Genomic DNA, 26740 nt, shown 5'->3' with positions numbered 1-26740 from the left:
ATTAGCTTATTCGTCGGTGTCGACGAGCCGCATCCAGCCGAACTCGTCCGGAGCTTCGCCGTAGTGGATGTCGAGCAGTGCCTCACGCAGCCGCGACGTGACCGGACCCGCAGTGCCGTCTCCTACCGGCCAGTCTCGATCAGCGGAAACCACGTGCCCGACCGGGACGATCGAGCGGGCAGTTCCACACGCGAACGTCTCGGTGATGCGCCCCGTTCGGCAGCTGTGCTCCCACCAGTCGAGCGTGAGCGGTTCCTCGGAGACCGGGTAGCCGAGCGATTCCGCTAGCCGCAGGATCGAATTTCGGGTGACGCCAGCCAGCAGTGTTCCACTCAACGGCGGTGTGCGCAGGCGGGGGCCGTCCGGGGTGGATTCGACGAAGAAGAGATTGGAGCCGCCCGCCTCCTCGACATACCGGCGCTGTCGTGCGTCCAGCCACACGACGTCGTCGCAGTGGTTGGCTGCCGCCTCTCGCTGGACGATGAAGGAACCGCCGTAGTTGCCGCCACACTTGGCTGCACCGGTACCGCCCGGCGCGGCACGGACGTACTCGGGTGTTGCCCATAGCCGCATGGCCTTCGGGTCCACGGATGCGGGCCGCACCGGGGTGCCGATCACGGCGAACAGGTACTCCTCGGCGGGGCGAAGGCCGAGGCCCGTCTCGGCCGCGATCATGAACGGCCGCAGATACAAGCTGTGACCGCGGGCGCGCGGCACCCAGTCGCCGTCGACGCGCAGCAGCGCCTCCAGCGCGGCGACGAAGTCCGCCTCCGGCAGTGTGGGCATGGCCATCCGGCGCGCCGAGTTGTTGAACCGGCGGGCATGGTCTTCCGCCCGGAACAGGGCCCGTTGACCGTTCGGGCGCCAGAACGCCTTCATGCCCTCGAAGATCGTTTGGCCGTAGTGCAATGCCATGGTGGCCGGGTGAAGGGACATCCCGGTGAGCGGTCCGACCTGGGCCTCGCGCCAGCCCACCTCTGTCGACCACCGCATGGTCACCATGTGATCGGTGAAGACGTCGCCGAAGCCGGGCGTCGCGAGCACCTCGTCCCGCCGGGTGAACTCCAGCGCGGCAACGTCATTCATGCGAATTCTCCTTGCGCACCGATTCGAAACGTTGGAGTGCGCGGTCGACCAGCGGACCGGACACCCCGGTGTAACCCGACGGATCGAACAGCCCGGCCACGTCGGGGCAGGCCACTCCGGCATCCTGCAGGGCCACCGCAACCAGATCTGCGACGTCGGCGCCGTCCCGTTCAGCAGCCGAGGTGACCTGCGCCAGTAAGCGTTTGGCGTGGGCCTTGCCGAGCAACGGCGCCAGCACCGCATTGACGCGCTCGGAGACGATGGCGCCGCGGGTCAGCTGCAGGTTTGCGGCCATCGACTCGGGTGAGACCTGAAGCGTTTCCGCGAGGCGCGCGGCGTTGGCGGCCGCACCGGCACCGATACGCAGACACTCCCGCAGTGGTTGCCACTCGGCATGCCACCCACCCGAGGACCGTTCGTCCTCCACAGCCATGGACCCGAACAGCACGAGGGCGATCGGTGGCAGCTGCCGCGCCGCGGTCGCGACGAGTGTCGCGAAGACGGGGTTGTGCTTCTGCGGCATGGCCGAGGACGCGCCGCGGCCCGGTGCCTGCTGCTCGGTGATCTCGCCGATCTCGGTCCGGCTCAGCACCAGGACGTCGGCGGCCAGCTTGCCAAGCGCGCCCGTGGTGACCATCAGGCTCGCGGCGACATCGGCCAGCGGCGTGCGAATTCCGTGCCAGGGCAGGACCGGCTCGGCGAGCCCTAGACGGTCGGCCACCAACGCCGGCAAGCGCAACGTCGCGCCGGCCGGATCTGCCGTGTGCAACGCGTACTGGTGGTAGGCCGCAAGCGTGCCCGCTGCACCGCCCAGCGACACCGGCAGAGTCGCGCGGGCGTGGCGCACCCGCTGCACGGCGTCGAGCACCAGATGCAGCCAGGTGGCCGCTTTCAACCCGAACGTGACCGGTACGGCGTGCTGTGTCAGGGTGCGTCCTGCCATCGGTGTGTCCCGATACCGCTCGGCGTGTGCGGCCAGACTGTCGGCGCACGCCAGCAGGTCGGCGGCCATGCGATCCAGCGTCGCCGCGCACAGCAGGGCCAGCGCCGTGTCCAGAATGTCCTGGCTGGTGCTCCCGCGGTGCACGTACTCGGCGGCGGCCGGGTCGACGGACCGGACCGCCGTGGTGAGCTGCTCGACGAACGCCACGACGGGGTTGGCCGTGTCGCGCACTCCGGCGGCCACCGCCGCGAGGTCGATGTGTGCAGGCACGGCGGCGGTCCTGATGGCCACCGCCGCGCCCACGGGAATCACGCCCAATTCGGCCTGCGCCTCGGCCAGAGCGACTTCGGTGGCGAGCATGGCGCTCAGCACCGCGTGGTCGTCGACCAAGTCAGCCGCTCCCGTCGCCGCCCATGCGGGCGCCAGAATTCCGTAGTCCGTCGTCATGCCGATCTCTCTGTCAGGCGGTCGGTTGCCATGCGCAGGCTGGACCGGGCGATCGCGTCCGCGTCGCCGAGAATCACGGAGTTGACGCCGGGACGGATGCCCGCCGCTGTCACCCAGTGCACCGACTCGGTGGGCACGCCGAACGCGAACCGCCGGGGGTGCGCGCGATCGTGCGCGTCGAGCAGCCGATAGGGACGGCGGGTGACGGCGACGCCACCGGCCACCCAGTGACCACCGCCGCGGATCGGGATGCGGTGCGGCCGGCACTCACCCCGGTCGCGCAGCGTTCGCAGCAGGGGATCGGCCGTCCGATGCAGGTCGGTCTCCGGCAGGCGCGCCTCGATCAGCGTTGCGGCCCGCACCGTGAGGTCCGGGCAGGCTCCGGAGTGCGCGACGAACTGTCCGCCCGAGCAGTCGACGCGCAGGTCCGGGCCGAGCACCTCGAGCACGCCGGCATCCATTAGGGCGCAGAACTGCTCGATGCGTTCAGCCGGTGGGCCGATCGACAAGAAGGCGTTCAACGGCATGTACCAACGCTGCAGCTCGTCTCGGTAGGAGTCGCCGGACAGGCCACCATGGTCCACCAACAACCGGATCTCGTTGCGCAGGTCGCGCAGGACATCCATGGCGGCCTTGCGTGGCCCGGTCACGTTGCCCTTTTCGGCTTCTCGGACTTCATCGTCCAGATACGACCGTAGCCAGCCACGGAACTCCGCGGTCGATGACACGTCGTCGTCGGTGAACGGTGACGCGATCTTCCGCCAGTCCCAACCACTTCCGGGGTCGACGTCGAACTTGGCGAGTACGGTGCGTTGAGCTTCGCTCTCCTCGATGGCCAGCGGGTCGCCGAAGATCGGCACCACCGCCTGCTCCGCTGCCGCGAACAACGCGGTGAATTCCTTTGCATCGCAAGTGCATCGGTGCTCCGCTACCAGGGTGGCGTAGTACACCGTGCGGACTTCCTGGTCGATCAGCGGCCAGATGTCACGGCGGAAGTCCGCGGGTGTGCCGGCGTCGGCGCGGGCCCGCAGCTGCTCGATCACCTGGGCGGTCAGGTACCGGGGCGTGTGACGGCCGAACGAGCCCTTCTGGTTCTTGCCGCGGGCGTGGTAGGGCACGCCGCGCCGAGATCCGACAACGAGGTGGGGTTCCCGGCCTGACGGAACGTAGCGAAGGGTGGCCGGGCTGTTTTCGTCCTTGCGCACGAAAGTGCCGCCACGACCGATGGTGAACAGCGCCATGTAGTCGAAGAAGTTGAGGCCCATGCCCCGCAGGATGATTGACTCGCCCGCGGGTATGGCGCCCAGTGGCACGTCGGCCGGGTTGCTGGGCGCGACGTATCGCAGGTGGTGGCGGTCCGCGAACTCACTCAGAGCCCTTTCGGTCTCGCCGAGGTGGTGCGGCATGTGACCGAGTGCGAGCACCACGGACTGCAGAGCCCCGATCGTCTCACCAGTGCTCAACACGACTTCCTGCAAGCCATCCGGGGTGTCACGAATGTCGAGTGCGGTCGCCGGGTGCGACACGCAGCTGACAGCGGGAGGCGCCGTCCAGATGATGCGGTCGCGCGCCCACTGCAGATAGCTCCCGTAGAACGGCCGGGACGGATAGTCATCCGGCCCGAGCGTGGCGGCCTCGGCCCGAACAGCTTCCGGCACGACCGGGCTGCCCACCAAGGCGATCGACCGGGCCCACTCATACAGGCTCGGCCCTTGTACGACGGGTCCGTCGCAGTCGACGGTGTCGTCGACGAATATGGTCACCTGGCAGGCAACCGTGTTCATCAACAGCACCCGGTCCTGGGTGCTTCGCCATACCTGGCCGCCGTCGAACACGTGCGGGTCAATCAGGTGGATGACGAGTTCCTGCCCGGGTGCCAGAAGCGACTCGGCGTTGGCGCACAGGCGTTCCGCGACGGACAAGCCGCGCGGGCCAAGCCCGATGATCGCCGTATGCAGCTGCTCAGTGAACACGTGGCACCCCGATCGATGCGCCGCTCATGTGCCGGCCGAGGCCGGCCACCATTGGAGCGAGGCGGCGCATCACGTCGGCGAACTGTTCCGGCCGCAAGGCCTGGGCGCCGTCGCACAACGCCTGCTCCGGCGCCACGTGCACATCGATCAAGAGCGCGTCCGCGCCGGCCGCGATCGCGGCCAGCGACAGCGGTGCCACCAGGTCTGGGTGACCACCGGAATGGCTCGGATCGACAATCACGGGCAGGTGGGTGCGCTGCTTCCACAGCGCGACCGCGGTGAGGTCCAGGGTGAAGCGCGACGACGGTTCGAAGGTACGAATTCCTCTCTCGCACAGCACAACCTGGTCGTTGCCTTCAAGTAGCAGGTACTCGGCTGCGGCGAGGGTCTCATCGATGGTGCAGCCGAAGCCGCGCTTGAGTACGACGGGAAGGCCGCTCTGGCCGACTGCGGTCAGCAGCGCGAAGTTCTGCATGTTCCTGGCCCCGATTTGCAGCCCGTCGACCACCGCTGCGAGCCGTTTGACGTGCTCGGGATCGATCACCTCGGTGACGACGGGTAGGCCGGTCCGCTCCCTGGCCTCGGCGAGCAGATCAAGCCCGTCCCACTGCAGGCCTTGGAAGGCGTGCGGCGAGGTTCGCGGCTTGAAGACGCCGCCCCGAAGGCCGACGGCGCCGTGTTCGGCGACGACTGCCGCGGTCGCCAGCGTTTGTTCCGACGATTCGACCGCGCAGGGTCCGGCGATCACCGCGACGGAGCCGTCGCCGATCGTCATCGGACCGAAGGAGACCTCGGTCCCGTTGGGGCGAAGTTCCCTGCGCCCCAACGGGGCGTCTTTGTGCCGGGACACTTGGTGGGTCGGCGCGGGAAGGTGCGGTGCTGCGGTGTGGATGAGGTCCACATCGGATATTGAAAGGACGAGAGTCTGGCCGAGCCGGTACATCTCGGGTGGCGTGCCGTCGGATTCCAGGTGCTCTATCCACCCCTCGACGCCGGAGCGGCTAACCGTCTCGTCGAATACGAGCAGTGTGTTGGTCATGACTCAAATCGTCGTGATTTCGACGTGATCCCGTAATCGCCTGCACGACCAGAAAATTCCATGCGTAGGGATAGTTCTTCCTATCCGCGGGGTAAGGGCCGACGTCGGATGTCGGACCGACGACTGTGGGCCCTATGCCGCGGAAAGTGCCAATCCGCGTGCGTAGGACCCACAGTCGAGCGCAGAGTCAGAGCGGAAGCGTCCGGATCGTCACGGCCTCGCGGACGCGTTCCTCGATCTCGTCCAGCTCGGCGATCGTCGGGGCGTCGATGAAGAAGGTGACGGCCCGGTCGTCGGAGCTGCGGATGGGGCCCAGCGTCGCGCCGCGCGCCTCATAGACCAGGACCGCGCGCAGTGCCGGCGGGGCATCGGCGGGCAGCGCGGGGATATCGGGCCAGGGGTTGCCGTCGTTGACCCAGCAGGCTTCGATCCCGGGCCAGTCGAGCTTCACGTCGACGAGTGTCCCGGGCTGGTGCCTGACGTACACCTGGCGGGCAAAGCGCCGGGCCGGAGGATAGTCGGCGGTCTCGCCGAGTGCGATCCGCAGGATCTCGGGCTCCATCAACCGGCCGGTCGCGAGGCGGTACAGCACCATGATCCCGTCTCCGGGAGTCCGGGCGGCGACCTCCATGAGGCGGGCCTCACCCCGCTCGTCGAGCCGCCACTCGGCGTGCGTGATGCCGTTCTCGACGCCCAGCCGGTCCAGCATCGCAACGTTGGCCCGCTGCACCGCATCCCATGCGTTGCCTCGGATTGCGGGCACGGTGTGGGCCATCTCGACGAAGCACTGCGAGTCGTTCTGGGACTGGACGTCCGTCGTCTCCTTGCGCGTGACCGACGAGAACAGCGTCTTGCCGTCCTGACTCAGGCTCTCCACGGAGTACTCCTGTCCGGCGATCATCTGCTCCACGAGGATCGTCTCCTCCGCCGGATAGCCGTCCAACTGCGCGGCCAACTCGGCGTGATCGTGCACCATCTGGACACCCTCGCTCGAGTGTCTGGTGGCCGGCTTCACGACGGCGGGGAACGGCACGGACTCGTGGTCGATGGAATCGCGTGCCCCGGGCGGGATCAGCACGGACACCGGGCTCAGCTCGGGCAGGTACCAGCGCTGCAGGAACTTGTTGCGGCAGACGCGTGACGCCCGTAACCCCGGGAACGGGAGACCGAAGTAGTCGGCGATGAGTCCGGTCGGCTCGACCAGCGTCTCCCCGACGGCGTAGATGCCGACCACGTCGTACTGCGTCCGCCAGCGTTCGGCATGTTGGATGACGCCGGGAAGGTAGGAGCCGTCGCTCGCGACCGACCCGTCGACGAAGGCGATCTCGTCGATCGCGGCAGCGGGGTGGGCGGGGTCTGCACCGTGCGCCTGCGCATACGAGCGCGAGATGGCCGGCGTGAGCACCAGGACTTTCAGGTCCCGCCGCCGCAGGTCGTCGATGTAGATGAAATCTCGGCACAGCACGGGCAGGTAGCCGGTGAGGATGAAGGCGCGGGGCTTCATGATGCGTTCCTTTCTTCAGTGGCCATAGCGCGGCCGTGCTTCATGCGAACGGTCGGCGCACTCGAGGGTGGCGCGGGCTTCGGGTCGTGGTGACCGGCTGCTTCCAGCCGCAGGACTCGGCTGCCGATCCGGACGGACATCCCTGGTAGCCAAGCGATCGGCTTCCACGGGGCAATCTGCGTCCATCGCATCCGTCCGGCCGGCCGGACGGCGACACCGTTTCTCGACTCGCGGTCGATGATGTACACCTGGCCGAGGACGCAACGGATCTCCAAATGGGCTCGGGACATCCCGTTGGCGCGGACGTCGATCTGGATGGGACGCAGGCCACGCCGAACGGCGTCGCTGTGGTGAGGATTCCGTCCCACCACGCAATCCCGATCCAGGGTGAATCGCGAATTATCGTCGAGCACAACGTATTCGGGTCGTCTTTGGATCTGAACCGTCGTCTGGGACAGCTCTCGGCGGGCCGGTGGGCGGACCGCGAACCGGGCGGTGGCCAGTACCACGGTGGCCGGTTCGGGGTCGGAGACTGTCGCCACGTCCGACGCGACGGGGGAGGGCCGGGTTCGGACCGCCCACCGGACGACGGGCACGGTCGCCAGACCTGCGGCGGTCAGCATCCCGCCAAGCAGCAACCAGCCGACCTGCCCGATCCCCAGGCACATGGCACCGAGCACGGCGGGCGCCACCGCGAACGCGGCGCCTAAGCCCATGTCCTGCAGGCCCACATACTCGCTCTGCGCGTGGGCTGGTGCCAGCTCGAAACTCAGCGCGAAAACGGCTGCCGCATGGCACATCTCGCCAACGGAGTGGACGGCCACCGCAGCAAGTAAGACCGCGGCCGCGGCCCACGTCGGCAGGTTGGCCGCCACTGCGACGCCCCCGCACGCGACCAGGAAGACCAAGCCGGCGATGCGCATGGCGGCCGCGCCCTGGCGGACGGTGTTGACTTTCCGGCCGACCCAGACCTGAAGCACCACAACCCCTACCGTGTTGACGAGCAGCACGGCGCCGACCATCCAGCGCGGGGCGTTCGTCTCCGTCGCGATCCACAGCGGGAGGGCGAAGGTGATCACCGCGTACTGCAGACTCATCACCCCGTTGAGGATCGTGTACACGATGAACGGCTTATCGCGGAGCGCGACGCCGGGGCGCGTACCGGGCGGAGCGCTCAACGGCGCCAAGTGCGGGAGCTTCGCGCACACCCACGCGCCGATCAGGAAGGTCACGGCGTTCGCGACGAACAGCACCTGATACGCGGCCAGGGTGTGCAGGGTCAGCGCCAAGCCTCCGACGGCGGCACCGATGCCGACGCCGGCGTTCTCGATGGCCCGGAGCTGGGAGCGGTAGGCGGCTGCGCCTTCGCCTCCGACGCGGCGAATGAGCCCGCCGCGCGACGCTCTCGACGCCGCGGTCGCCAGCATCTCCACGACAGTCACCACGACGAACATCCAGATGCTGGTGATGAAGATGTAGCCCACCATCGTCACCGCCAGCACCACTAGGCTCAGGGCCGCCACCCCTCGGGGGCCGCGGCGGTCGGCCAGGTGACCCATCGGAACACCGGCGAACAGGCCGATCAGTCCGGCCACGGCCAGCCAGAGGCCGACTTCGGTGATCGAAAGTCCCAGTCCCTCGGTGAAATACAGGACCGATGACGTCATGAACATGCCGGTACCGATGTTGTAGATCCCGGTGCCCACGCCCAGGCGACGACGTGCGCCGGGCTCGGGCACCAGGGTCGACAGCCACTTACCGATCATCATGCGACCGCGCTGTCGGGCGGGTCGGTCATGAACGCGGCGACGGCCCGGTTCTCGCGGCCCGAGCACAGCGCTAGATCGCGGTATCTATCCCGCAATTCGCGCTTGAGCACCTTGCCCGTCACGCCCACCGGGAAGTCGTCGGCGGTGAGGGCGACGTCGAGCACGGCGATGCAGGGATGCCCCGCGTTCTTGAGCACGTCGTTGGCCTCGGCAAGCAGGCGGCCGGCCTGGGCCGGCGACTCGCCGGTAATGATGACGGCGACCGGAACGATCCGTTCGCCGTGGCGGCCGGCGACGACGGCGCAATCGGTGATGCCGCTGATCTCGCTGAGCAGCACCTCCTCCATCAGCACCGAATAGGCGGTGCCCTCGGCGGTCTCGATGGCATCCTTCGTGCGGTCGACCACGAAGTAGTTGCCGTCCACGTCCTGGTACACCAGATCACCGGTCAGCCAGTAGCCGCCGAGTTTCGAGCGGTAGGTGGTGTCGGCGTCGTTCCAGTACCCGGCGGTGATGGACGGGCCCTTGGCTCCGAAGAAGCCCACCTCGCCGACCGGCGCCTTGCTGCCGTCGGCCCGCAGCACGGCGACCTCGGCGACGGGATCGGGCTTGCCGACCCGCCGGTCCGATCGCTCCGACGACAGCGTGCGGGGCTGGACCACCAGACCCCAGCCGAGCTCGGTCGTGCCGAAGCGGTCGTAGAAGGTGGGCGCCGGCGCGTCTGGGCTGCGCTTGGCGAGGATCGCCCGGATGTGGGCCTCGTGGATGGCGTCGCCCATCGTCACCCAGTAGTCGACCGAGTCGACGGCACCGTGAGGCGTGTCGAGCGCGGCCAACTCGGCATAGGCGTGGGCAAATGCCATGACTCCCTTGGGGCGGTGCTGGGCAACGGCTGCCGCCAGCTCCTCACCGCTCGGGTCGAAGAGCGCCACCAGCGGAGTGCCAGCGAGGATCGAGTAGGCGGTGTACACGATGCACCCGAGATGCGACTGCGGTTGGGCGGTCATCATCCGCTCGGTGGCGGGCTCCGCGTAGTTCTCCAGGCGGTAGCGCGGACCGGCGACGCTGGACGCGTGAGTTTGGATGACCGCCTTGGGAATTCCCGTCGTCCCGGACGAATGCATGATCGACACCGGGTCCTCCGATGCGTGCCGGAAGCGCCAGGCGTCGGGCAGCGCGGCCGGAGGCGGGGCGGGCAGGTCCTCGGCGAGCTGGACCCAGCGCAGGCCGTCCAGCGATCCGATGCCCTCGCTGATGGTCGCCAGGCGGGACCGGTCGGTGTAGATCCCGACCGGCGTCGTGCGCTCGCACAGGCCGAGCACCAGCGCCGGCGATGCCTTGCTGTTGATGAGCACTCCGATGGCGCCCAACTGGGCCAGCGCGTTGAGGTGGATCGTGTAGGCGAACGTGTCCTCCATGTAGAGAGCCACCCGATCCCGCGGGCCGACGCCCTGTTGGTGGTACCACACCGACCAGCTCTGGGCGAGCGAATCGAGCTGGGCCAGCGTGAAGTCGGTCTGCTCGAAGCCGGCGGTATTGATCACCGGCCGGCCCACGCGGATGAACGGAATGTGTGGGTCGGGGTGCACGGCCATGGCCGTCGCCAGCAGGTTGCCCCCGCCGAGCTCGGACATCGCCGCCAGGCGGGAACGTTCTTGGTGTGACAACAGTGCCTTGGTGGTGAAGGACGTGGTGGACATAGTTCAAACTCCCTGTCGTTGAGTGTGATTGGATGAACAGATGGTTCAGGAATTGAACCCGAGGGCGCGGGCCGCCGTCTCGAGGTCGTGCTGCTGGTGTAGGGCGGACACGGCGAAGCGCATCAGTCCCGTGCCCTTGGCGACCGTCGGGTAGAAGGCGGGCAGGACGAGCACACCGGCCTGCTTTAGCCGGCGGGCGGCGGCGAATGCGTCGTCCTCGTTGTCGAACACCGCGCCTCGGACCGGCGAGTGCAGCCCGGCGTTGACGAGCATTCCGCCTGTTAGCCGGTCGAACTCGGCGGCGTTGTGCCAGAGCTGCTTTTGCAGCTCGGCCACCTGGCCATCGATGTGCAAGCGGGCGGCGGCGACGTTGGCCGCCAGCATCGGCAGCATGATCGAATGTCCGAACACCAAGGGGTTGGCAAATTTTCGCATCACCCGCATGTCTTCGTCACTCGGCACGGCTGCGAAACCGCCTGCGCCGCCGAAGGCCTTCGACAGCGAGCCGGCGATGACGACGTGAGGGGGTAGCGTCCCGCCGAGCGCTTCGAACGCATACCCCGCACCGAGCGAGCCCTCGATCGAAACCCCATGGGCGTCATCCACGTACAGGTGACCACCGAACGGCTCGAGGATGGTCAGCATCGACTCGACGTCGATCAGGCCACCCATCGAGCCGACACCGTCGACCAGCACGATCGGTGTCCGGCCGGTGGCTGCGGTTTCGCGGACCGCTATGGGCAGCGCTGCGGGATCGGTCATGTCGAAGCGTCGCGTCGGCCCGATCTGCTCGAGCACGCCGCGGATCACCTGGATGGAGGCGTGCGCCGTCTTTTCGACCAGGAACGCGACGCCGGCATCGGCTATCGGATAGCTGGGCAGTGCGCCGGCGCCGAGCAGTGGCAGCAGGCCCAGGTGGACGTTGCTTACCGAGGTGAAGGCGGCCACCTGTGCGCCTCCGTACATGACGGACAGCAGGTTCTCCAGCTCGCCGAGGTACGGCGGCCGTCCCCGGTTGCGCGACGTGGAGAAGTGCAGCCCGAAACGACCCATCGCCTCTGTTGCCGCCGCGATCAGGTCGGGGTGCGACTCCAGGCCGAGGTAGGAGCACGAGACGAATTCGACGGCGTCGCTGCCGTCGGCCAGCGTGACCTGCTTGCCGTCTCGTGCGGTGATGACATGTCCGGTCAGGCCTTCCGCGAAGGCGCGGTCAAGCGAGTCCGAGGTCTTGCTGACGCGGGACGCGACCCAGTTGGGTCTGCTCTTCGTTTGGATGTCGATGAGGTCGGTCATGTGATCTTCTCCTTTGTGAGGTCAGTGGTGATGGCGCGCAGTGCTTTTGCGCTGCGCTCGCGATAGGCGCCCCGGAAGGGGCCGAACACCCCGCTGAGACGGTCGAGCAGATCGCCGAACGCCGAGGCGTCACCGTTGTCGATGACATCCGACAGCTGCGACACTCCGCGCGAGAGCGCGCGGCGGGCCGCCGGGGCGTAGGGATTGGCCGCCTGGACGTCCCAATAGACCTCCGGTGCACCCGACGCGATACGCGCCAGCAGTGACAGCAGCGCCATATGCGGCGGCGGAGCGATCCGATCGAGATCTGCGATGTCGACGTTCAACTCGGTCAGGGCGGCGCCGAAGGCGATCACCGCGGCATGGGTAAGGGCCTGGGCAGCGGCCGCCAACCGGTCGTGCTCATCGGCGGTCACGGTCACCACGCGGGCACCCCATTGCTCGATCAGGTCGTGCAGTGCGCGCCCGCGCTGGCCGTCGCGCACGACCACCGAAGCCACCGGGTGGCCGGCAAAACCCAAGGAGGGCGCGAACATCGGGTTGAGGCTCAGCGCCTCGGCGTTTCCGGCGATCATGGCGGCGGCGTGCAGGGTGGGGACGACCGTCGACTTCACCGACAGCGTGTCGGCGATGAGGGCGCCGGGCCGCAGCATTCCGACGAGCCGGCCGATGGCGGCCAGGGCCACTGGCTCGGGCACGGACAGCAGGACGGCGTCGGCGGTTCGGACGACATTGGCCACCTCCGCGCCGGGATCGCTGATGTCGCCTCGTACGAAGCGGGTGACACGGTGGGCGGGCCCAGGGGTGGCGCGGTCGACGATGACGACGTCGTTGCCCGAGTCCTGCAGCTGCTGGGCGAAGAGTGAACCCACTGCTCCCGAGCCGCCGGCGATGAGCACGCGCCCGATGGTGCGGCTCATTTCTGGTCCTCCTGCCGGCCGGTCGCGGCCAGGGCGGTCATCACGGCCCGCGACTTGACGACGGTCTCGTCGAATTCCTCGTCGGGATCGGAGAGTGCAACGATGGCGCCACCGACTCCGAACGTCACCCGCCCGGCGTCGACCACCAGGGTTCGGATCACGATGGACAGGTCGCTGGCGCCGGAGAGTGAGAACCAGCCGAGTGCACCGGAATACACGCCGCGGGGGCCTTGTTCGAGGCGGTCGATGATCTCCATGGTGCGGACCTTGGGGGCACCCGTCATCGACCCGCCGGGGAACGCGGCGCGGATGCAGTCGACCGCCGAACGGCCCGGGGCGAGCGTCCCACGGATCGTGGAAACGAGCTGGTGCACCGGCGCGTAGGTCTCGACGTCGAACAGCTTCGGCACGTGGACCGAGCCCACCGAGCAGACCGTGTTGAGGTCGTTGCGCAGCAAGTCCACGATCATGAGGTTCTCCGCGCGGTCCTTTGGGTTTTCGCGCAACTCCTGCACCAGGGCACGATCCTCGGCGGCGTCGCGGCCGCGGGGCCGAGTGCCCTTGATCGGCTTCGCCTCGACGGCTCCATTCAGGTCGATCGAGAGGAACCGCTCGGGGGATGCGCTGAGCACGGCCACGTCACCGAAGTCGAGCAGGGCCCCGAACGGGACCGGACTCACCCGGCGAAGGTGGGCGAAGGTGGGCAACACGTCGATCTGGGTGTGGACGGTGACCATGTTGGTCATGCAGATCTCGTATGACTCACCGGCGTTGATCTCGTCGAAGCACGCGTCGATCCGCTTGAGATAGGCGGCCCGGTCGTGCCGGAGCTCGACGTTCATGCCGATATCGGTATCGGTCATGGCTGCTGACAACGTGAGGGCTGGTGCCGGACGGGTGGGAGCGGTGGGAAGAGCGTGCAGGGCTTTCGCGGTCGTCGTCAGCCAGGACTTGGCCTCCGCGGTCCCGGCAGCGTCGCCCGAGATGGACAGGGTGAGCAGATAGCTGGTCCGCGTCGCGTGGTCGAGGACGAGTGCTCGGTCGGCGAAGAGCAATGCGGCGTCGGGTGTGTCGGACTCATGCGCCGCGACGCCTCCGGTCTCCGCCTTCAGCTCGTAGCCCAGATAGCCGACGTAGCCGAGGTTGAACTCGAAGGGCAGGCCGTCGGGTGCCGGAACCTTCCGGGCGCGCAACTGGTCGTCCAGGTAATCGAAGAACTGTTGCCGAACCCGCTCGGCGGTGCCATCGGCCCGACGGACGACGACCTCGCGGTCAGCGACGCTGTAGGTGACGTGCTCGGCGAGCGGACCGTCGCCGTTCCCCATGATGGAGAAGCGCGCCAACCCGTCGACCACCGAGCTGCTGTCGAGCCAGAAGCCCTGCGTGCCAGAGGCGAACAGTGACCTGTAGGCCGCCAGCGCCTCGGGGTGGACATCGACGTGCTGCACGTGCAGGTCGTAGTGAGGACGCTGAGGCTCGGCGTCCGCCGTGGGGGTGACGGCGGACGCCGAGTGGTCAGCGGCGAGGGCGAAGAAGTTGGCCAGCAGCTCGTGGCCATAGGTGCTGCTGATCGATTCGGGATGAAACTGCAAACCCCACAGCGGAAGTCGACGGTGGCGCACACCCATCACGACGCCGTCGTCGGTCCAGGCCAGCTCCTCGAGGTCGTCGGGAAGCGAGGTGACGGCCAGCGAGTGGTAGCGCACGACCTCGAACGGTGAGGGGATGCCGGCGAAGAGGTCGACGCCGGTATGCGTTACGTCGGAGATGCGCCCGTGCATGGGTTCGGGAGCGTTGACGACCTCACCGCCGAAGAGGTGGCACAGGCCCTGGTGGCCAAGGCAGACACCGAGCACCGGCAGACCGCTGTCGAGGATCACGCGGGCGCTCACCCCGAAGTCGCGTTCCCGGTCGGGCCGACCCGGGCCGGGCGAGATGACGACGGCATCGAATTCGTCGAATCGCAGCTCGGCCCATGGGATGTCGTTGCGGACGACGGTTGGAGCTTGCCCGCACACTTCGCCGATCAGTTGGTAGAGGTTGTAGGTGAAGGAGTCGTAGTTGTCGACGAGTAGGACGCGCATCAGGCTGCGCTCCCGCCGAAGTCGGCGTCGATGATCAGATCCTCGATGCGGCAGGTCTCCGCGATGATCAGGTCGTACAGCCGCTTCATGAACGTCAGATCCAGGTCGACGGCCTCGGCGAACCGGGCCGCCCGCTGCTGCACCACACCGATTCGATGCGGCTGCATCATCGGCACCCCGTGCTCGCGCTTGTAGTGGGCGATGCTGCGGCACACGGCGACGCGCGCACCCAGTGCTGCAAGGAATTCCACGTCGATCCGATCCAGCTCGGCGCGCAACATTGCAAGAGTGTCTTGGTGTCTCATGACTCGATCTCCTTCCGAAGGCTTCCGTTAACCGCTGATTCCGTGCTGGTAAAGGACCGGCACCTTGCCCCGCCGGGTACGCGCGAACTGATCGATGCCCGCCCGGTGCACCTCGAAGTCCAGGCACCGCGGGCTCACGATTACCTCGCGGATTTCATGGGCATGGCGCAGGGCCGCGCGGACCGTGTCAGTCGTGATCCCGTCCGGGGTGGCCGCAGACAGGAGGAGGCGCACCCGATAGCGGTGGGCTTCCCACAGGACTTGGAACTGGCAGTCAGTAGGGCGGGACACGCCCAAGGTCGCCAGCGCAGCCAAGAGGTGGTCGCTGGAGAACGTGATGGTGTCGACCGTCATCGAGTTCGGCATGCGACCGAGAAGCAGGATCGATCGGGCGGCGCTGCCACAGCCGCAGGCGCCGGTCAGCATTTGGCCGCGGTCGCCGAGCCGGTAGCGAACGAGCGCCATCCCCGACGTCGTCAGGGGGGTGACGACGAGCTCGCCGGGTGTTCCGGGAGGCACCGGCCTGCCGGCCTCGTCGACGACCTCAAGGACGTTGGCGTCTTCGTGGAGGTGGTGCACCGCGCCCGTCTGGTGGCGGCACTGGTAGCCCAGAGGACCGGTCTCGGACGTCGAATAGGCCAGCGACCGCACGGTGAGATCCGGTGCGACCGAGCGCACCACGCGCTCGCGTTCGGCTCCCAGCGATTCGCCGATGAACAGGAAGTTCCGCAGGGGCAAGTCTGGGGCTCCGGCCACCAGCTCGGCCCCGTATGCCGGGGACGCCACCAACGTGTCGATCCCGTGCGCTTGGATGACTGCTGCGGCATCGGCGGTCGCGGTGTACTCGCCCATGGAGAAGGACAGCGCAGGCAGGGAGCGGGTGATGTCCTGGACGAACAGGAACGCTCCGTTTAGGTCCCCGGGGAACAGGCAATTGGCCACCCGGTTCGGCAGCGTCGCCAAGGCCGCGCGGACCCCGCGCACGCCTAGATGTCCAACCCGGTCGGTGAAATCCCATGAGTGATAGAGGACTTTCGGCCGAGTGGCGGTTCCGCTCGATCGCAGCACGAGCCCAGGGCTCTGGTCGAAGAGGAGTTCAGCCGAATGCGGTGGGCAACCCGCGGCCAGCTCCGCCGCCGAGAGAAGCGGCAGCGCGGCAAGGTCATCGACCGTGTCAACGGCCCCTAGCCCGGGGAAGCGCTGCCACACCTTGGTGGACTGGCGCGCGGCTGTCAGGGTGGCCCGCAGGTTGTGCTGTTGTGCGACGTCGATTTCGTCGCGGGAGAGAGAGTCGAGGTTGTCGGCGAGGCGGATACCTGCCACGTCGCGGAACCGTGGCACGCTGGCGCCGTTCGCCCGATGTTCCGGGGTCAGGACCGTGTGGTCTGCGTACGTGGTCATGACCCAAATGATCGTGATCAAGCCGTGCCTGCGTAATCGCCGGCGGTACCAGATTCCGCTGTCGATGGGAAAGGTTTTCCTACCCTTGAGGTAAGCACCGGGCTCGTTCGATGTGCTGTGTAGACCTCAGGTGTCGCAGAGTCGTCGACTGTTGGCTTCGGGAACTCATCGCAGTGGGGACGGGGCAGCGGTCAACGAGGCGTCGCATTGTCACGGAACCGTCAAACTCATGCGTTACACACGGGGATGTGACGGCACGGGCTGGATTTACCGCCGCAGATCAGCGACTTCTGTGGCATATGGGGAGATCGCCATACACACCGTCTCCCTGTCACGGCCTCCCATGAAGCTCCCTCGGCGACGGTGTGTCGGATCATCGTCATCGCGATGCCGTTGCGCAAGATGCGACAGAATCTTGGTTGGGCGGTCGGTTACAACGTCATCGCATTGCCCATCGCGGCAGGGGTTTTCGTACCGTCGCTCGGCTTGGTGCTACGACCGGAGATCGCTGCCCTGTCCATGTCGGGCTCCAGCTTCATCGTGGCGGTCAATGCGTTGATGCTGAAGCGCTTGAAGCTTCCCGTGGCGGCATCTGCGGATACGGGCACCAGGTCGTGAGGGCTGCCGGCTAGGCGGAGGTCGTCGCGGTCTCCAGTGAATCGATGGCGGCCTGCATCTTTCGCGTCACTTCATCGGCGATGTCACGTAGCGCCGGTTCCCCGGTCACCTCGACCAGAATCTGCGGGTTCATCGCCTCGATGATGACGGAGCTTTCGTCTGCGCGATCGACTCGGACAACGACGTTGCACGGCAGCAACAGGCCGATCTGGCGGTCCGCGTTCACCGCTCGGTGGGCCAAAGGCGGATTGCAGGCTCCCAGAATGAGGTACTCCTCCATGTCTTCGCCCAGCTTCGCCTTGAGCGTCGCCTTCATGTCGATCTCGGTGAGGACGCCGAATCCCTGCTCTGTCAGAGCTTCTCGCGTGCGCGCGACGGCATCGGCGAATGAAGTGTGCAGGGCTGTCGACAGTGCGATGGTCATGCCGGTCCTCTCGGTGGTTCTGGGCGGCCTACACAGCCAAGGCTGCGCTGCGGGCCTCCCGACGCCAAGGGCGGTTGTCGTTCTTTATCGAATCTTCACAGAACGACTAGTCGGGCCATACCGACGGCGCGAATGCTCGTAGACAGGTCGCAAAGGGCGTGCGTCGATCACGCACGCCGCGGCCGCGTCCACCGTGTAACCGAGGAAGGGACTTGTCGTGATGAAGAGGAAGACGATGGCCGTCGCTGCGGCCGCAGCGGCGGTACTGGTGACTGTCGGCGCGTGTAGCAATACCAGCACCACGCAGGGAGCTCCGTCGTCGTCGGTGTCCACGTCGTCGGCATCGGCCACCGAGGCGCACAATCAGGCCGACGCGATGTTCGCGCAGCACATGATCCCTCATCATCAGCAGGCCATCGAGATGAGCGACATGTTGTTGGGCAAGCAGGGTATCGACCCACGGGTGCTGGACCTGGCTAAGCAGATCAAGGCCGCACAGGCCCCCGAGATCGAACAGATGCAGACCTGGCTCACGCAGTGGGGCATGCCCACGATGCCGATGATGCCCGGCACGGACATGCCCGGCCACACTGGGATGCCCGGTGCAAGTGACTCGCCCAGTGAAACCGGTACGCCGAACCAGTCAATGATGCCGGGTATGAGTGGTATGCCGGGGATGGACGGCATGATGTCCGAGGAGGACATGACCGCGTTGCAGAATGCCCAGGTAGTGGCCGCTGCCAAGCTGTACCTGACCCAGATGGTCAAGCATCACCAGGGCGCAATCACCATGGCGCAGACCGAGATCAAGGACGGCCAATACCCCGACACCATCGCAATGGCGCGCTCGATCGTCACCAGCCAGCAGCAGGAGATCGACACCATGAACAAGATACTGGCCTCGTTGTAGAAGTCAGGCCATAGCAGTGTGCGTCGAGCGAGTCACGTTGCATGACAACGCTATCAAGCGCGCGCGGGCAATTCGATGCTGAAGGTGCTGCCCAGCCCCGGTCCGCGGCTGGCTACGGCGATGCGGCCGCCGTGGGCTTCGGTGAGGGCCTTGGCAATGGCCAACCCAATACCAGCACCGCCGTGGCTGCGGTCGCGGGCGACATCGGCGCGGTAGAAGCGTTCGAACACATGCGGGAGGTGCTCTGCAGCAATGCCCTCACCGCTGTCGCTCACCGAGATGATCACTTGGTGAGGCATCGCCGCCGCGGCGACCTCGACATGGCCGCGCGCGGAGGTGTGGCGGAGGGCGTTGTCGAGGAGGTTTCCGATCACCTGTGCCAGGCGCAGAGGATCCGCCCACACTTCGGGCATTGGGCTCGCGGCATCGAAGGTCAGCTCGACGTCCTTGTCTGCGTATCGGTCGGCTGCGGCAGACACGGTGTTAGCGATCGCGGCCCGGGGATCGGTCCACTGTGGTGTGTCCGCGCCAGGACCTTCCTCGGCTTGAGAAAGCGCGGCGAAGTCATCGGAGAAGCGCACCAGCCGACTGGCTTGATCGTTGAGCACCGCAACCGTCTCGGGGTCGAGGGTTTTCACTCCGTCCTCGACGGCCTCGATATAGGCCTTGAGCACCGAGACCGGTGTCCTGATCTCATGGGCGAGGTCACCGAAGATTTGGCGCCGGGTCGTCTCGACCGATTCGAGCCGCTCGGACATCCGATTGAATGCGCGGGACAGGTTCGCGAAGTCTTCACCCAAGCGCAGGGGCGACACGCGGATGTCATAGCGGCCGTCGGCGACCGCGGTAGCGGCGGAAGCGACTTCGGCGATCGAACGCTGCAGGCGGCGGCTCAAGTACCAGGTCACGAACAGTGCAGTCAATGCGGCCACCCCGATGGCGACCGCGATGGAGATGGCGGTGGCGTACCGGTAGGCCTGCTCGGCGTGGAACTGTTCATTGGATGAGTGGGGGAGCCCGGCTCGGTGCAAGTGTTCCCGGAACAGCGGTGGACCGACGATGACGGCGACGATCCAGGTGGTTACGCCGCCGGCCAGGAGCACCAGGGCTTGCGCCAGCAATAGCCGCGCCCCGACTCCACGACTGCGCGGCAACCTGGTTCGAATGCTCATGGCTGTCCTCCCTGGCCGCTTCCCATTCGGTATCCGACGCCGCGGACGGTGATTACGTAACGGGGATTAGCGGGGTCATCGGACAATTTGCGGCGCAGATGTCCGATGTGTACGTCGACGAGATGTTCGTTGCCGCCCCAGGAATCTCCCCAAACTGCTTCGAGGAGCTGGCGGCGGTTGAATACCACTGCCGGCCGCGACGACAACGCGGCCAGGATGTCGAACTCGGTGCGGGTCAGCAAGACTGGCTCGTCGGCGATGAAGACCTGTCGGCCCGCCACGTCGATGGACAACGACCCGAAGGCCCGCGGCGCGGGCTCGTCGACGACGGCCGTCGCGGCGGCATTCATCGGCGTTGCGACGGTGCGAGGCCGGCGCAGCATGGCCCGGATCCGAGCGACCAATTCACGGGGGCTGAACGGTTTGGTGACGTAGTCGTCGGCACCGACCGACAGGCCCACGATGGTGTCCAGTTCGGTATCGCGTGCGGTCAGCATCACCACGTAGGCATCGGAGAAAGTGCGCAGTTCGCGGCATACCTCCAAGCCGTCGATGCCCGGCAGTGCTAGGTCCAAGATGACCACGTCCGGATCGATCTCGCGGGCCTGCGCCAACGCGTCCGCCCCGCTGTGGGCGAGGCTCACATCGAAGTGCTCTCGTCTGAGATAGCTCGCCACGACTTCGGCCAACGGCACCTCGTCGTCGACCACCAGTGCTCGATAGCCCGCAGAAGGGGTGGGCGCGGGCTTGTCCATACCTTCATCGTGCCTTCCCGGGGGCGTTCGGGAGCCCGTGCCCCGGGGTCTTGAGCGAATCTTCATAGAACCATCGTCGTTTGGCTACTCGACTGCGCGAGTGTGGAATGCGGAGGAGCCGACCCGATGACGTGGTGCAGCGACGTCGGTTCTGGGGAGCCGCGGTTGCCGCGCTGGCGGCGCTGCTCGGGTCGAACAGACCGCGACACCGGCAGGCATCGAAATTCAGCGCGACGCTCGGTCACCCGGCCTCACCGACGCCGACTCCTTAGCAACGGCGAGACCGATGCGATGCCGATGAACGGTGGGAGCGTCGACGCGTCGTCACTGACAAGGCGCATCTTCGTTGCGGCCACAGTCGGCGCGCGGCCCCACACTGGGCGACCGGGCCGAGGTCATGGTGTGGCGTGGGCTCTGCGGTACTCGTCGCCCGCTGGCGGCGCTGTCGCCGTGTGGACGTCTTCCGCCTGCTCATGGGGGGCACTGCCGTTGAACCGGCGTAGGCGCAAGCTGTTGCTGACCACGAAGACCGAGCTGAATGCCATTGCCGCACCGGCGATCAGCGGATTGAGTAGGCCCAGTGCCGCCAAGGGAAGGGCCGCGACGTTGTAGGCGAAGGCCCAGAACAGGTTTCCCTTGATGGTTTTGAGCGTCGACCTAGCCAGTCGAATGGCGTCGGCGGCCGCGCGCAAGTCACCGCGTACCAGCGTCAGATCGGATGCTTCGATCGCGACGTCGGAGCCGGTGCCCATCGCCAGGCCCAGATCGGCTTGCACCAGTGCGGCGGCATCGTTGACGCCGTCCCCGACCATGGCGACGGTCCGCCCCTGCGCTTGCAGGCTCTTGATGGTGGTGACCTTGTCGGCAGGGAGAACCTCGGCGATCACGTCGTCGGGTTCGATACCGACCTCGGCGGCTACGGCGAGGGCAGCGCGGCGATTGTCGCCCGTCAGTAGAAACGGACGCAGGCCAAGCTTGCGGAACTGGCCGATGGCGTCCGCTGAGGTGCGCTTCACCGTGTCGGCGACGACGATGACACCGCGCACCGACCCGTCCCAGGCCACCCAGACCGGGGTGTGGCCCTGTGACTCGGCATGCCCGGCGGCGGAGGTGAGGTCGGCGGGTCCTTCCAGCGACCAGTCGTCGGTAAGCCAGCTGAGCCGTCCAACCAGGACTGCATGGCCGGCGACGACGCCGCTGACGCCGTAGCCGTTGTGGTTCGAGAAGTCGTCGACCGCCGGCAACGCCCCGCCGGCGAAGGCCGCCGCGGCGATGGCCTCCGCGATTGGGTGTTGAGACGCGTGCTCCAAGGCGCCCGCGAACTCGAGGACCTCATCGGCGTTCTGGCCTGCGCCTGGGTGCACCCCGACCAGACTCATGCGGCCAGTGGTGACCGTGCCGGTCTTGTCGAGCACGATGGTGTCGACGCGCCGGGTGGACTCGAGCACCTGCGGCCCCTTGATCAGGATGCCCAGTTGGGCACCGCGCCCGGTGCCGACCATGAGTGCGGTGGGGGTGGCCAACCCGAGCGCGCAGGGGCAGGCGATGATCAACACGGCGACGGCGGCGGTGAACGCGACTGTCGCCGAATGGCCGGTGAGCAGCCAGGCAGCCAGTGTTGCCACCGACAGCGCCAGGACGATGGGCACGAAGACCGCCGATACTCGGTCGGCCAGACGCTGTACCGATGCCTTGCCGTTCTGGGCTTCTTCGACCAGGCGAGCCATCTGCGCTAGCTGGGTGTCGGCACCGATTCGGTTGGCGCGGACCAGTAATCGCCCACCGGCGTTGACGGTCGCACCGGTGACACGATCTCCCGGGCGGACCTCGACGGGCACCGATTCTCCGGTGAGCATCGACGCGTCGACCGCTGACGCGCCCTCAGTCACGACTCCGTCGGTGGCGATCTTTTCCCCCGGGCGCACCACGAATACGTCTCCGACGCTGAGTTGCGCTGTCGGAATGCGGATTTCGACGCCGTTGCGCACGACGGCGACATCTTTGGCGCCCATGTCGAGCAGGGCCCGCAGGGCGGCCCCGGATCGTGTCTTGGCGCGCGCTTCGAAGTATCGGCCGGCCAGAATGAACACCGTCACCGCAGCGGCGACTTCGAGGTAGATGTGCTCGATCCCGGATTCCGCGTCGGGCAGCAGGCTGAAGGTCATCCGCATCCCTGGCATGCCGGCATGCCCGAGGAACAACGCCCACAATGACCACAGGTAGGCCGCGCCGACACCCAAGGAGATCAGGGTGTCCATCGTGGCGGCGCGATGGCGGGCATTGGCCCAGGCTGCGCGGTGAAAAGGCAGCGCACCCCACACCACGACGGGAGACGCCAAGGTCAACGCAAGCCATTGCCAGTTGGTGAACTGCAGCATGGGGATCATCGACATCGCGATCACGGGCACCGTCAGAACGAGGGAGATCAGCAATCGGCTCCGCAAGGAGTCGGCCTCGCCCGCTGCCGGGCCGGAATCCGCGGCTTGGGCGGCGTCATCCGGCACCGGGGGCGCGGTTGCGGTGTACCCGGTCGCTTCCACCGCGGCGATCAACACCGCCGGATCGACGGAGTTGGGATAGAGCACCTTGGCCTTCTCGGTTGCATAGTTGACGCTGGCCTCGACCCCATCAATCTTGTTCAGCTTCTTCTCGATTCGGGCCGCACACGATGCACAGGTCATTCCACCGATCGACAACTCGACGCTGTGGGGCTGATCGACACCGACGGCGTGATCCGGGAGGCTCATGCTTTGTCCTTCGAAAACGGGGCTCGTGTAACGTCGAGCCGCTGGTGCGGTTGATTGGTGGACAGGCGGTAGTCGCCGGCCTCGTCGAGTGCGGCGGCGACCTGCTCCGCGATCAGTGGTGCGTCGCTGGAGATCGTCACGGTGGATGTGCCTTCGGCAACCAGATCGACCTGAACGTCGGTGACGCCGGCGAGTGCGCCGAGTTCTGTGGTCACCGCAGCGACGCAGTGACTGCAAGTCATGCCGGTGACGGCGTAGGACTTGGTGGTCGTGTTCATCGCGGTCTCCTTGAGCGTGGCCGTTGGGTATGTGTCAGAGGACCTCGGTACGCAGCATGTGCAGCCCGACGAGGTCGACGGAATCAGAGGCAGAAAAGCGTTGTGCTGTTGGGTCATTTCTGGCTACTTTCACCTGCGGGATGAAGGTCGGATGTGCGCTCAGGAGCGGACGAGACGCGCGATTGCCGCCGAAGCCTCATCGATCTTCTGGTCGGCCATCTCGCCACCCTGGTGGATTGCGTCACGGACGCAATGGGACAGATGTTCGTCGAGAAGCGACAACGCCACCGACTCCAGCGCTTTGGTTGCCGCCGAAATCTGGGTGAGCACGTCAATGCAGTAGGCGTCCTCATCGACCATTCGTGCCAGACCGCGGACCTGCCCCTCAATCCTGCGCAGTCGCTTGAGATGTGCGTCTTTCGAGTCTGCGTACCCGGGCGCCGTCGTGTCCATGGACCTCTCCTTCCGTAATACCCCCTCGGGGTGTAACTGCAATATACCCCTGAGGGGTATAGATCTGTCAAGCCGATGTGACTCGGGGTGTGACGGGTGCGTCTCGGTCGAGTTGAGATGTGATGACGCACGAATACTGGCCGGGCCGGTGCTGTCATCATCAGCGGGCGGTCAGTGCGCAGGCCAAGTCATCCACTTCGTCGGCTCTGCCCGCCTCCGCGGCAGCGAACGTGATCGCCATGGCCGTCACGGTGCGAAAGCCGCGTACTCGCTACACCGTCGGCCGCGAAGCTGCGCTCGTGCGCCTGGTGCAGTTCCTGCCCGACCGCACCGTCGATCGCATCCTCGCTGCCGCACTGCGTCCCCACTATCCGAAGAACGTGCAACACCACATCATTGCCACCGCTGCACGTTGACACCGTTTCGGGATCGGGATGGGCCCAGGACCGCGGCTGGGATCACGGACCCGGCGGCCCGGGGCGGAACGGGGGAGGGCCGAACTGGGGGCCCACCGCCGCCCACGCCACCCAACTACGGGGACGGCGGGTACAACGACTACGACGGCGGTGGCTGCGTCATCGGCCCGTTCGGGCTGCGCTCGAGCGCATCTCGGCGTGCCCGCCTGCCGGATTCCTCAGACCGTCCGATCGAGCGTGTCGGCGCCGTCGTAGGTGTCGTCGACGAGGACGACGTCGCGGCCGGGCTCGTCGATCATCGACGCCGCGATGGACGAGCGGTAGCCCGAGCCGCAGTGCACCCATACTTCTCCGGTGGGCACTTCGGCTGTGCGATCCAGCAATTCGTGAAGGGGGATGTGGATCGCGCCCGTGATGTGGCTCTCGGCGTACTCACCCTGTTGGCGAACGTCGAGAACTGTGAGCCCGCGCTCGTTCATCGCCTCGGCGAGTTCGCCGAAGTCCGCAACTCGATACGACCTCGGAGGCGTGCCGCCAGAGAGCTTCGCGATGTCTCCGACGGATGAACCGGTGACGTTGTCGACCCCAATTCGGACGAGTTCCCTTCGGGCATCGGCGATCTGCGCGTCGTCATCACCAATGAGCGTCAATGGTGCGCCCCACCGGTAGAGCCATCCGAGGTAGGTGACGAATGAGTTGGACAACTCGAATGCGTACGTACCGTCGAGGTGTCCCGCGGCGAACGCCGTGCGGTTGCGCAGGTCGACGACCCATTCGCCGACCTCGATGCGGCGGCGTAGCTCGGTGGGATCGACGGGTTCGGGGGTGGACAGGTCCACGGGTTCGGGACCGGCCGCGTTGATGACGCCCATGTGGGCGTAGTAGGCGGGGTAGGCGGACAGGCCGGCGATGAGTTGGTCGACGTAGGCCTGCTCGTCCTGGGTGAGGGCCGGATTGTGTTGGCGCTCATCGGCGATGGTGGAGGAATCGCCGTTGCTGGGGGTGGCCGAGCAGAAGCTCCCGAACCCGTGGGTGGGGTACACCTCGACACCGTCGGGCAATTCGTCGGCGAGACGCCGGACCGAGTGGAACTGAGCGTGCGTCAGCTCGGAGGTGTGCTCGGGCCCGAGGAGGTCGGTGCGCCCCGTCGTGCCGTGCAACATCGATCCTCCGGTGAACACCGCGACGCTCACACCGTTCGGATCGCTAAGCACGTAGCTGATGTGGTGGTGGGTGTGGCCGGGCGTGTGCATGGCCTTGAGTTGAATTGGACCGGCGTCGATGACGTCACCGTCGCCGATCGCGCGCCGTTCGTAGTCGACGTCGTCTCCGGCGGGGACCACGTACTCGGCGTCGGCGACGCGGGCGAGCTCCAGTCCGCCGGTGACATAATCGTTGTGGATGTGGGTCTCCAGCACGTGGGTTATTCGCACGCCGTGCTCGGACGCGAGCCTGAGCACTCGGTCGATGTCACGCTGCGGGTCGATGACGACGGCCACATCGTCGTCGCTGACCAGGTAGCTGCGGTCACCGAGGCCGGAGGTTTCGATGATGGACACGATCATGATGGAGATTCCCCTTCAGTTGTGCGGCAACGCGATTCGTTCCGTGCGTGCAGGAGTAGGAGCCGCTAAGGCGGCAGGATGGTGTCGACGAGGACGTAGGCGTCGACGGTGAACACAGGTAGGCGGACCGCGCTGTAGCGCCACGGCACCTGGCTTGCGCGCACCTTGGGGATCGCTCGATTGACGTCCAGGTGGATCACGTAGACCAACGCGGGCTCGGCCAGGATGGAGCCGCCGCCCCCGAGTAGGCCCAGCAGGATGCCGATGACCCCGCCCAGGGCCAAACGAGTGATTGTCGTCATATGACAATTTCCCCACGCCCGCAAAGTTCAAGTCTTCGTAAACCGTGCTAGAGCCAAAGGGCCGGACGCGGCGCCCAGTTCGCCTGCGGCCCTGCGACATTCAACGGCAGTGTGAACCCACGTGGCTTCCCGATTGCGGTCCCTACCTCCAAGTCGGCTTCTGCTGGCGCGTGATCGACGGGGCGTCGTCGATCGAGGCATGCTGTGTGGTGGCGAGCGTCATGGCGTTCCCTCCGTAGTTCAGGCGAGCGCGAGGAAGAGTTTTTTCAGCTCGGCCTCGCTCATTGGTTCAGCGTCTCCGGCGTTTCGCCGGCCAGGCACTGCCGAAGCCCCGTCGCGACGATCTTGAATCCAGCCTTGTCAAGCGCACGGGATACCGCCGCCAGATGTATGACGACGTCGTTGCCAGTCGCGCCCCTGCTCGATCATCGAGACGCCCGCGAGCTGCCCGTGGGCACGCCGTGGCCGGTTGAGCACCACGTTGACGGCTTCTTCGTCTCCGACCATTCGTGCGCTCCTCGCTTTGCCAGTGGGGGTATGCCCCCGTCTTCCACGGTACCCCAGGGGGTATCCGTTGTCGAGTGAGTGGGCGTGCGGCAAGAACATGTCGACGGACCTCCCGCAGTCGGTGCCTCC

At 66.8% G+C, this 26740-nt stretch carries 21 protein-coding genes and 3 pseudogenes; 3 read left to right on the top strand and 21 right to left on the bottom strand.

Features of this window, described 5'->3' with window-relative positions; translation table 11 throughout:
• Positions 1–6: 6 nt before the first annotated feature.
• The 12 genes from QUE68_RS24590 to QUE68_RS24535 form a co-directional block, all read right to left on the bottom strand.
• Positions 7–1086: a branched-chain amino acid aminotransferase gene (locus tag QUE68_RS24590; RefSeq protein ID WP_284228969.1), complete on the bottom strand. Its 1080-nt coding sequence runs from the start codon at positions 1084–1086 to the stop codon at positions 7–9.
• Positions 1079–2476 carry a lyase family protein gene (locus QUE68_RS24585; RefSeq protein WP_284228967.1) on the bottom strand — a complete coding sequence of 466 codons (1398 nt, stop codon included), beginning with the start codon at positions 2474–2476 and terminating at the stop codon, positions 1079–1081. Before QUE68_RS24585 ends, QUE68_RS24590 begins: the two co-directional genes overlap by 8 nt.
• Positions 2473–4449: an FAD/NAD(P)-binding protein gene (locus tag QUE68_RS24580; protein ID WP_284228965.1), complete on the bottom strand. Its 1977-nt coding sequence runs from the start codon at positions 4447–4449 to the stop codon at positions 2473–2475. Before QUE68_RS24580 ends, QUE68_RS24585 begins: the two co-directional genes overlap by 4 nt.
• A complete protein-coding gene (gene aroF / locus QUE68_RS24575; RefSeq protein ID WP_284228963.1) occupies positions 4439–5488 on the bottom strand; it encodes a 3-deoxy-7-phosphoheptulonate synthase in 1050 nt (349 codons plus the stop codon). The genes QUE68_RS24580 and aroF overlap by 11 nt, the downstream gene beginning before the upstream one ends.
• 187 nt (positions 5489–5675) lie before the next feature.
• On the bottom strand, positions 5676–6992 hold the full coding sequence (locus QUE68_RS24570; RefSeq protein ID WP_284228961.1) for an ATP-grasp domain-containing protein: 1317 nt from the start codon (positions 6990–6992) through the stop codon (positions 5676–5678).
• Positions 6989–8761: an MFS transporter gene (locus tag QUE68_RS24565; RefSeq protein ID WP_284228960.1), complete on the bottom strand. Its 1773-nt coding sequence runs from the start codon at positions 8759–8761 to the stop codon at positions 6989–6991. Before QUE68_RS24565 ends, QUE68_RS24570 begins: the two co-directional genes overlap by 4 nt.
• Entirely contained in the window at positions 8758–10461 is a 1704-nt protein-coding gene (locus tag QUE68_RS24560) for a class I adenylate-forming enzyme family protein (protein WP_284228958.1), read from the bottom strand. The genes QUE68_RS24565 and QUE68_RS24560 overlap by 4 nt, the downstream gene beginning before the upstream one ends.
• A gap of 45 nt (positions 10462–10506) precedes the next feature.
• Positions 10507–11754, bottom strand: a complete 1248-nt coding sequence (locus QUE68_RS24555; RefSeq protein WP_284228956.1) for an aminotransferase class I/II-fold pyridoxal phosphate-dependent enzyme — start codon at positions 11752–11754, stop codon at positions 10507–10509.
• A complete protein-coding gene (locus QUE68_RS24550) occupies positions 11751–12674 on the bottom strand; it encodes a prephenate dehydrogenase dimerization domain-containing protein (RefSeq protein ID WP_284228955.1) in 924 nt (307 codons plus the stop codon). Before QUE68_RS24550 ends, QUE68_RS24555 begins: the two co-directional genes overlap by 4 nt.
• Positions 12671–14758 (bottom strand): aminodeoxychorismate synthase component I, encoded by a 2088-nt coding sequence (pabB, locus tag QUE68_RS24545; RefSeq protein ID WP_284228952.1) that lies wholly within the window; start codon positions 14756–14758, stop codon positions 12671–12673. The genes QUE68_RS24550 and pabB overlap by 4 nt, the downstream gene beginning before the upstream one ends.
• Positions 14758–15063 carry a chorismate mutase family protein gene (locus QUE68_RS24540; protein ID WP_284228950.1) on the bottom strand — a complete coding sequence of 102 codons (306 nt, stop codon included), beginning with the start codon at positions 15061–15063 and terminating at the stop codon, positions 14758–14760. The genes pabB and QUE68_RS24540 overlap by 1 nt, the downstream gene beginning before the upstream one ends.
• 27 nt (positions 15064–15090) lie before the next feature.
• Entirely contained in the window at positions 15091–16464 is a 1374-nt protein-coding gene (locus tag QUE68_RS24535; protein WP_284228948.1) for a phenylacetate--CoA ligase family protein, read from the bottom strand.
• Between the two features lie 393 nt (positions 16465–16857).
• Between QUE68_RS24535 and QUE68_RS24530 the strand changes: the two are divergent.
• Positions 16858–17082, top strand: a pseudogene (locus tag QUE68_RS24530) (hypothetical protein); the annotation flags it as partial.
• A gap of 10 nt (positions 17083–17092) precedes the next feature.
• Here QUE68_RS24530 and QUE68_RS24525 read toward each other — a convergent pair.
• The gene (locus tag QUE68_RS24525) at positions 17093–17506 is read right to left on the bottom strand and encodes a DUF302 domain-containing protein (protein ID WP_284228947.1); all 414 of its coding nucleotides are present in this window, start codon (positions 17504–17506) and stop codon (positions 17093–17095) included.
• Between the two features lie 220 nt (positions 17507–17726).
• Here QUE68_RS24525 and QUE68_RS24520 point away from each other — a divergent pair, with 220 nt between their 5' ends.
• Positions 17727–18416, top strand: coding sequence for a DUF305 domain-containing protein (locus tag QUE68_RS24520; protein ID WP_284231336.1), 690 nt, complete (start codon positions 17727–17729; stop codon positions 18414–18416).
• Between the two features lie 53 nt (positions 18417–18469).
• Here the strand turns inward: QUE68_RS24520 and QUE68_RS24515 are convergent, their stop codons facing one another.
• The 5 genes from QUE68_RS24515 to QUE68_RS24495 all read right to left on the bottom strand — a co-directional run bounded on the left by QUE68_RS24515 (position 18470) and on the right by QUE68_RS24495 (position 23821).
• Entirely contained in the window at positions 18470–19588 is a 1119-nt protein-coding gene (locus QUE68_RS24515) for a sensor histidine kinase (RefSeq protein ID WP_284228946.1), read from the bottom strand.
• A complete protein-coding gene (locus QUE68_RS24510; RefSeq protein WP_284228945.1) occupies positions 19585–20343 on the bottom strand; it encodes a response regulator transcription factor in 759 nt (252 codons plus the stop codon). Before QUE68_RS24510 ends, QUE68_RS24515 begins: the two co-directional genes overlap by 4 nt.
• Positions 20344–20738: 395 nt before the next feature.
• Complete coding sequence (locus QUE68_RS24505) at positions 20739–23090, bottom strand: heavy metal translocating P-type ATPase (protein WP_284228944.1); 2352 nt, start codon at positions 23088–23090, stop codon at positions 20739–20741.
• Positions 23087–23368 carry a heavy-metal-associated domain-containing protein gene (locus QUE68_RS24500; protein ID WP_284228942.1) on the bottom strand — a complete coding sequence of 94 codons (282 nt, stop codon included), beginning with the start codon at positions 23366–23368 and terminating at the stop codon, positions 23087–23089. Before QUE68_RS24500 ends, QUE68_RS24505 begins: the two co-directional genes overlap by 4 nt.
• A 159-nt stretch (positions 23369–23527) precedes the next feature.
• Complete coding sequence (locus QUE68_RS24495; protein ID WP_284228940.1) at positions 23528–23821, bottom strand: metal-sensitive transcriptional regulator; 294 nt, start codon at positions 23819–23821, stop codon at positions 23528–23530.
• A gap of 239 nt (positions 23822–24060) precedes the next feature.
• Here QUE68_RS24495 and QUE68_RS24490 point away from each other — a divergent pair, with 239 nt between their 5' ends.
• Positions 24061–24237, top strand: a complete 177-nt coding sequence (locus QUE68_RS24490) for a hypothetical protein (RefSeq protein WP_284228938.1) — start codon at positions 24061–24063, stop codon at positions 24235–24237.
• A gap of 218 nt (positions 24238–24455) precedes the next feature.
• Here the strand turns inward: QUE68_RS24490 and QUE68_RS24485 are convergent, their stop codons facing one another.
• From QUE68_RS24485 to QUE68_RS24475, 3 genes and pseudogenes are all read right to left on the bottom strand, one after another.
• Positions 24456–25802, bottom strand: coding sequence for an MBL fold metallo-hydrolase (locus QUE68_RS24485; protein ID WP_284228936.1), 1347 nt, complete (start codon positions 25800–25802; stop codon positions 24456–24458).
• Positions 25803–25927: 125 nt separating this feature from the next.
• A pseudogene (locus QUE68_RS24480) lies at positions 25928–26104 on the bottom strand (sulfite exporter TauE/SafE family protein); the annotation flags it as partial.
• 240 nt (positions 26105–26344) lie between these two features.
• A pseudogene (locus QUE68_RS24475) lies at positions 26345–26611 on the bottom strand (metal-sensitive transcriptional regulator).
• Positions 26612–26740 lie beyond the last annotated feature (129 nt).

It is taken from the genome of Mycolicibacterium sp. TUM20985, from assembly GCF_030295745.1.
GTDB lineage: Bacteria > Actinomycetota > Actinomycetes > Mycobacteriales > Mycobacteriaceae > Mycobacterium.
This window is presented reverse-complemented; position numbering and strand designations above follow the sequence as displayed.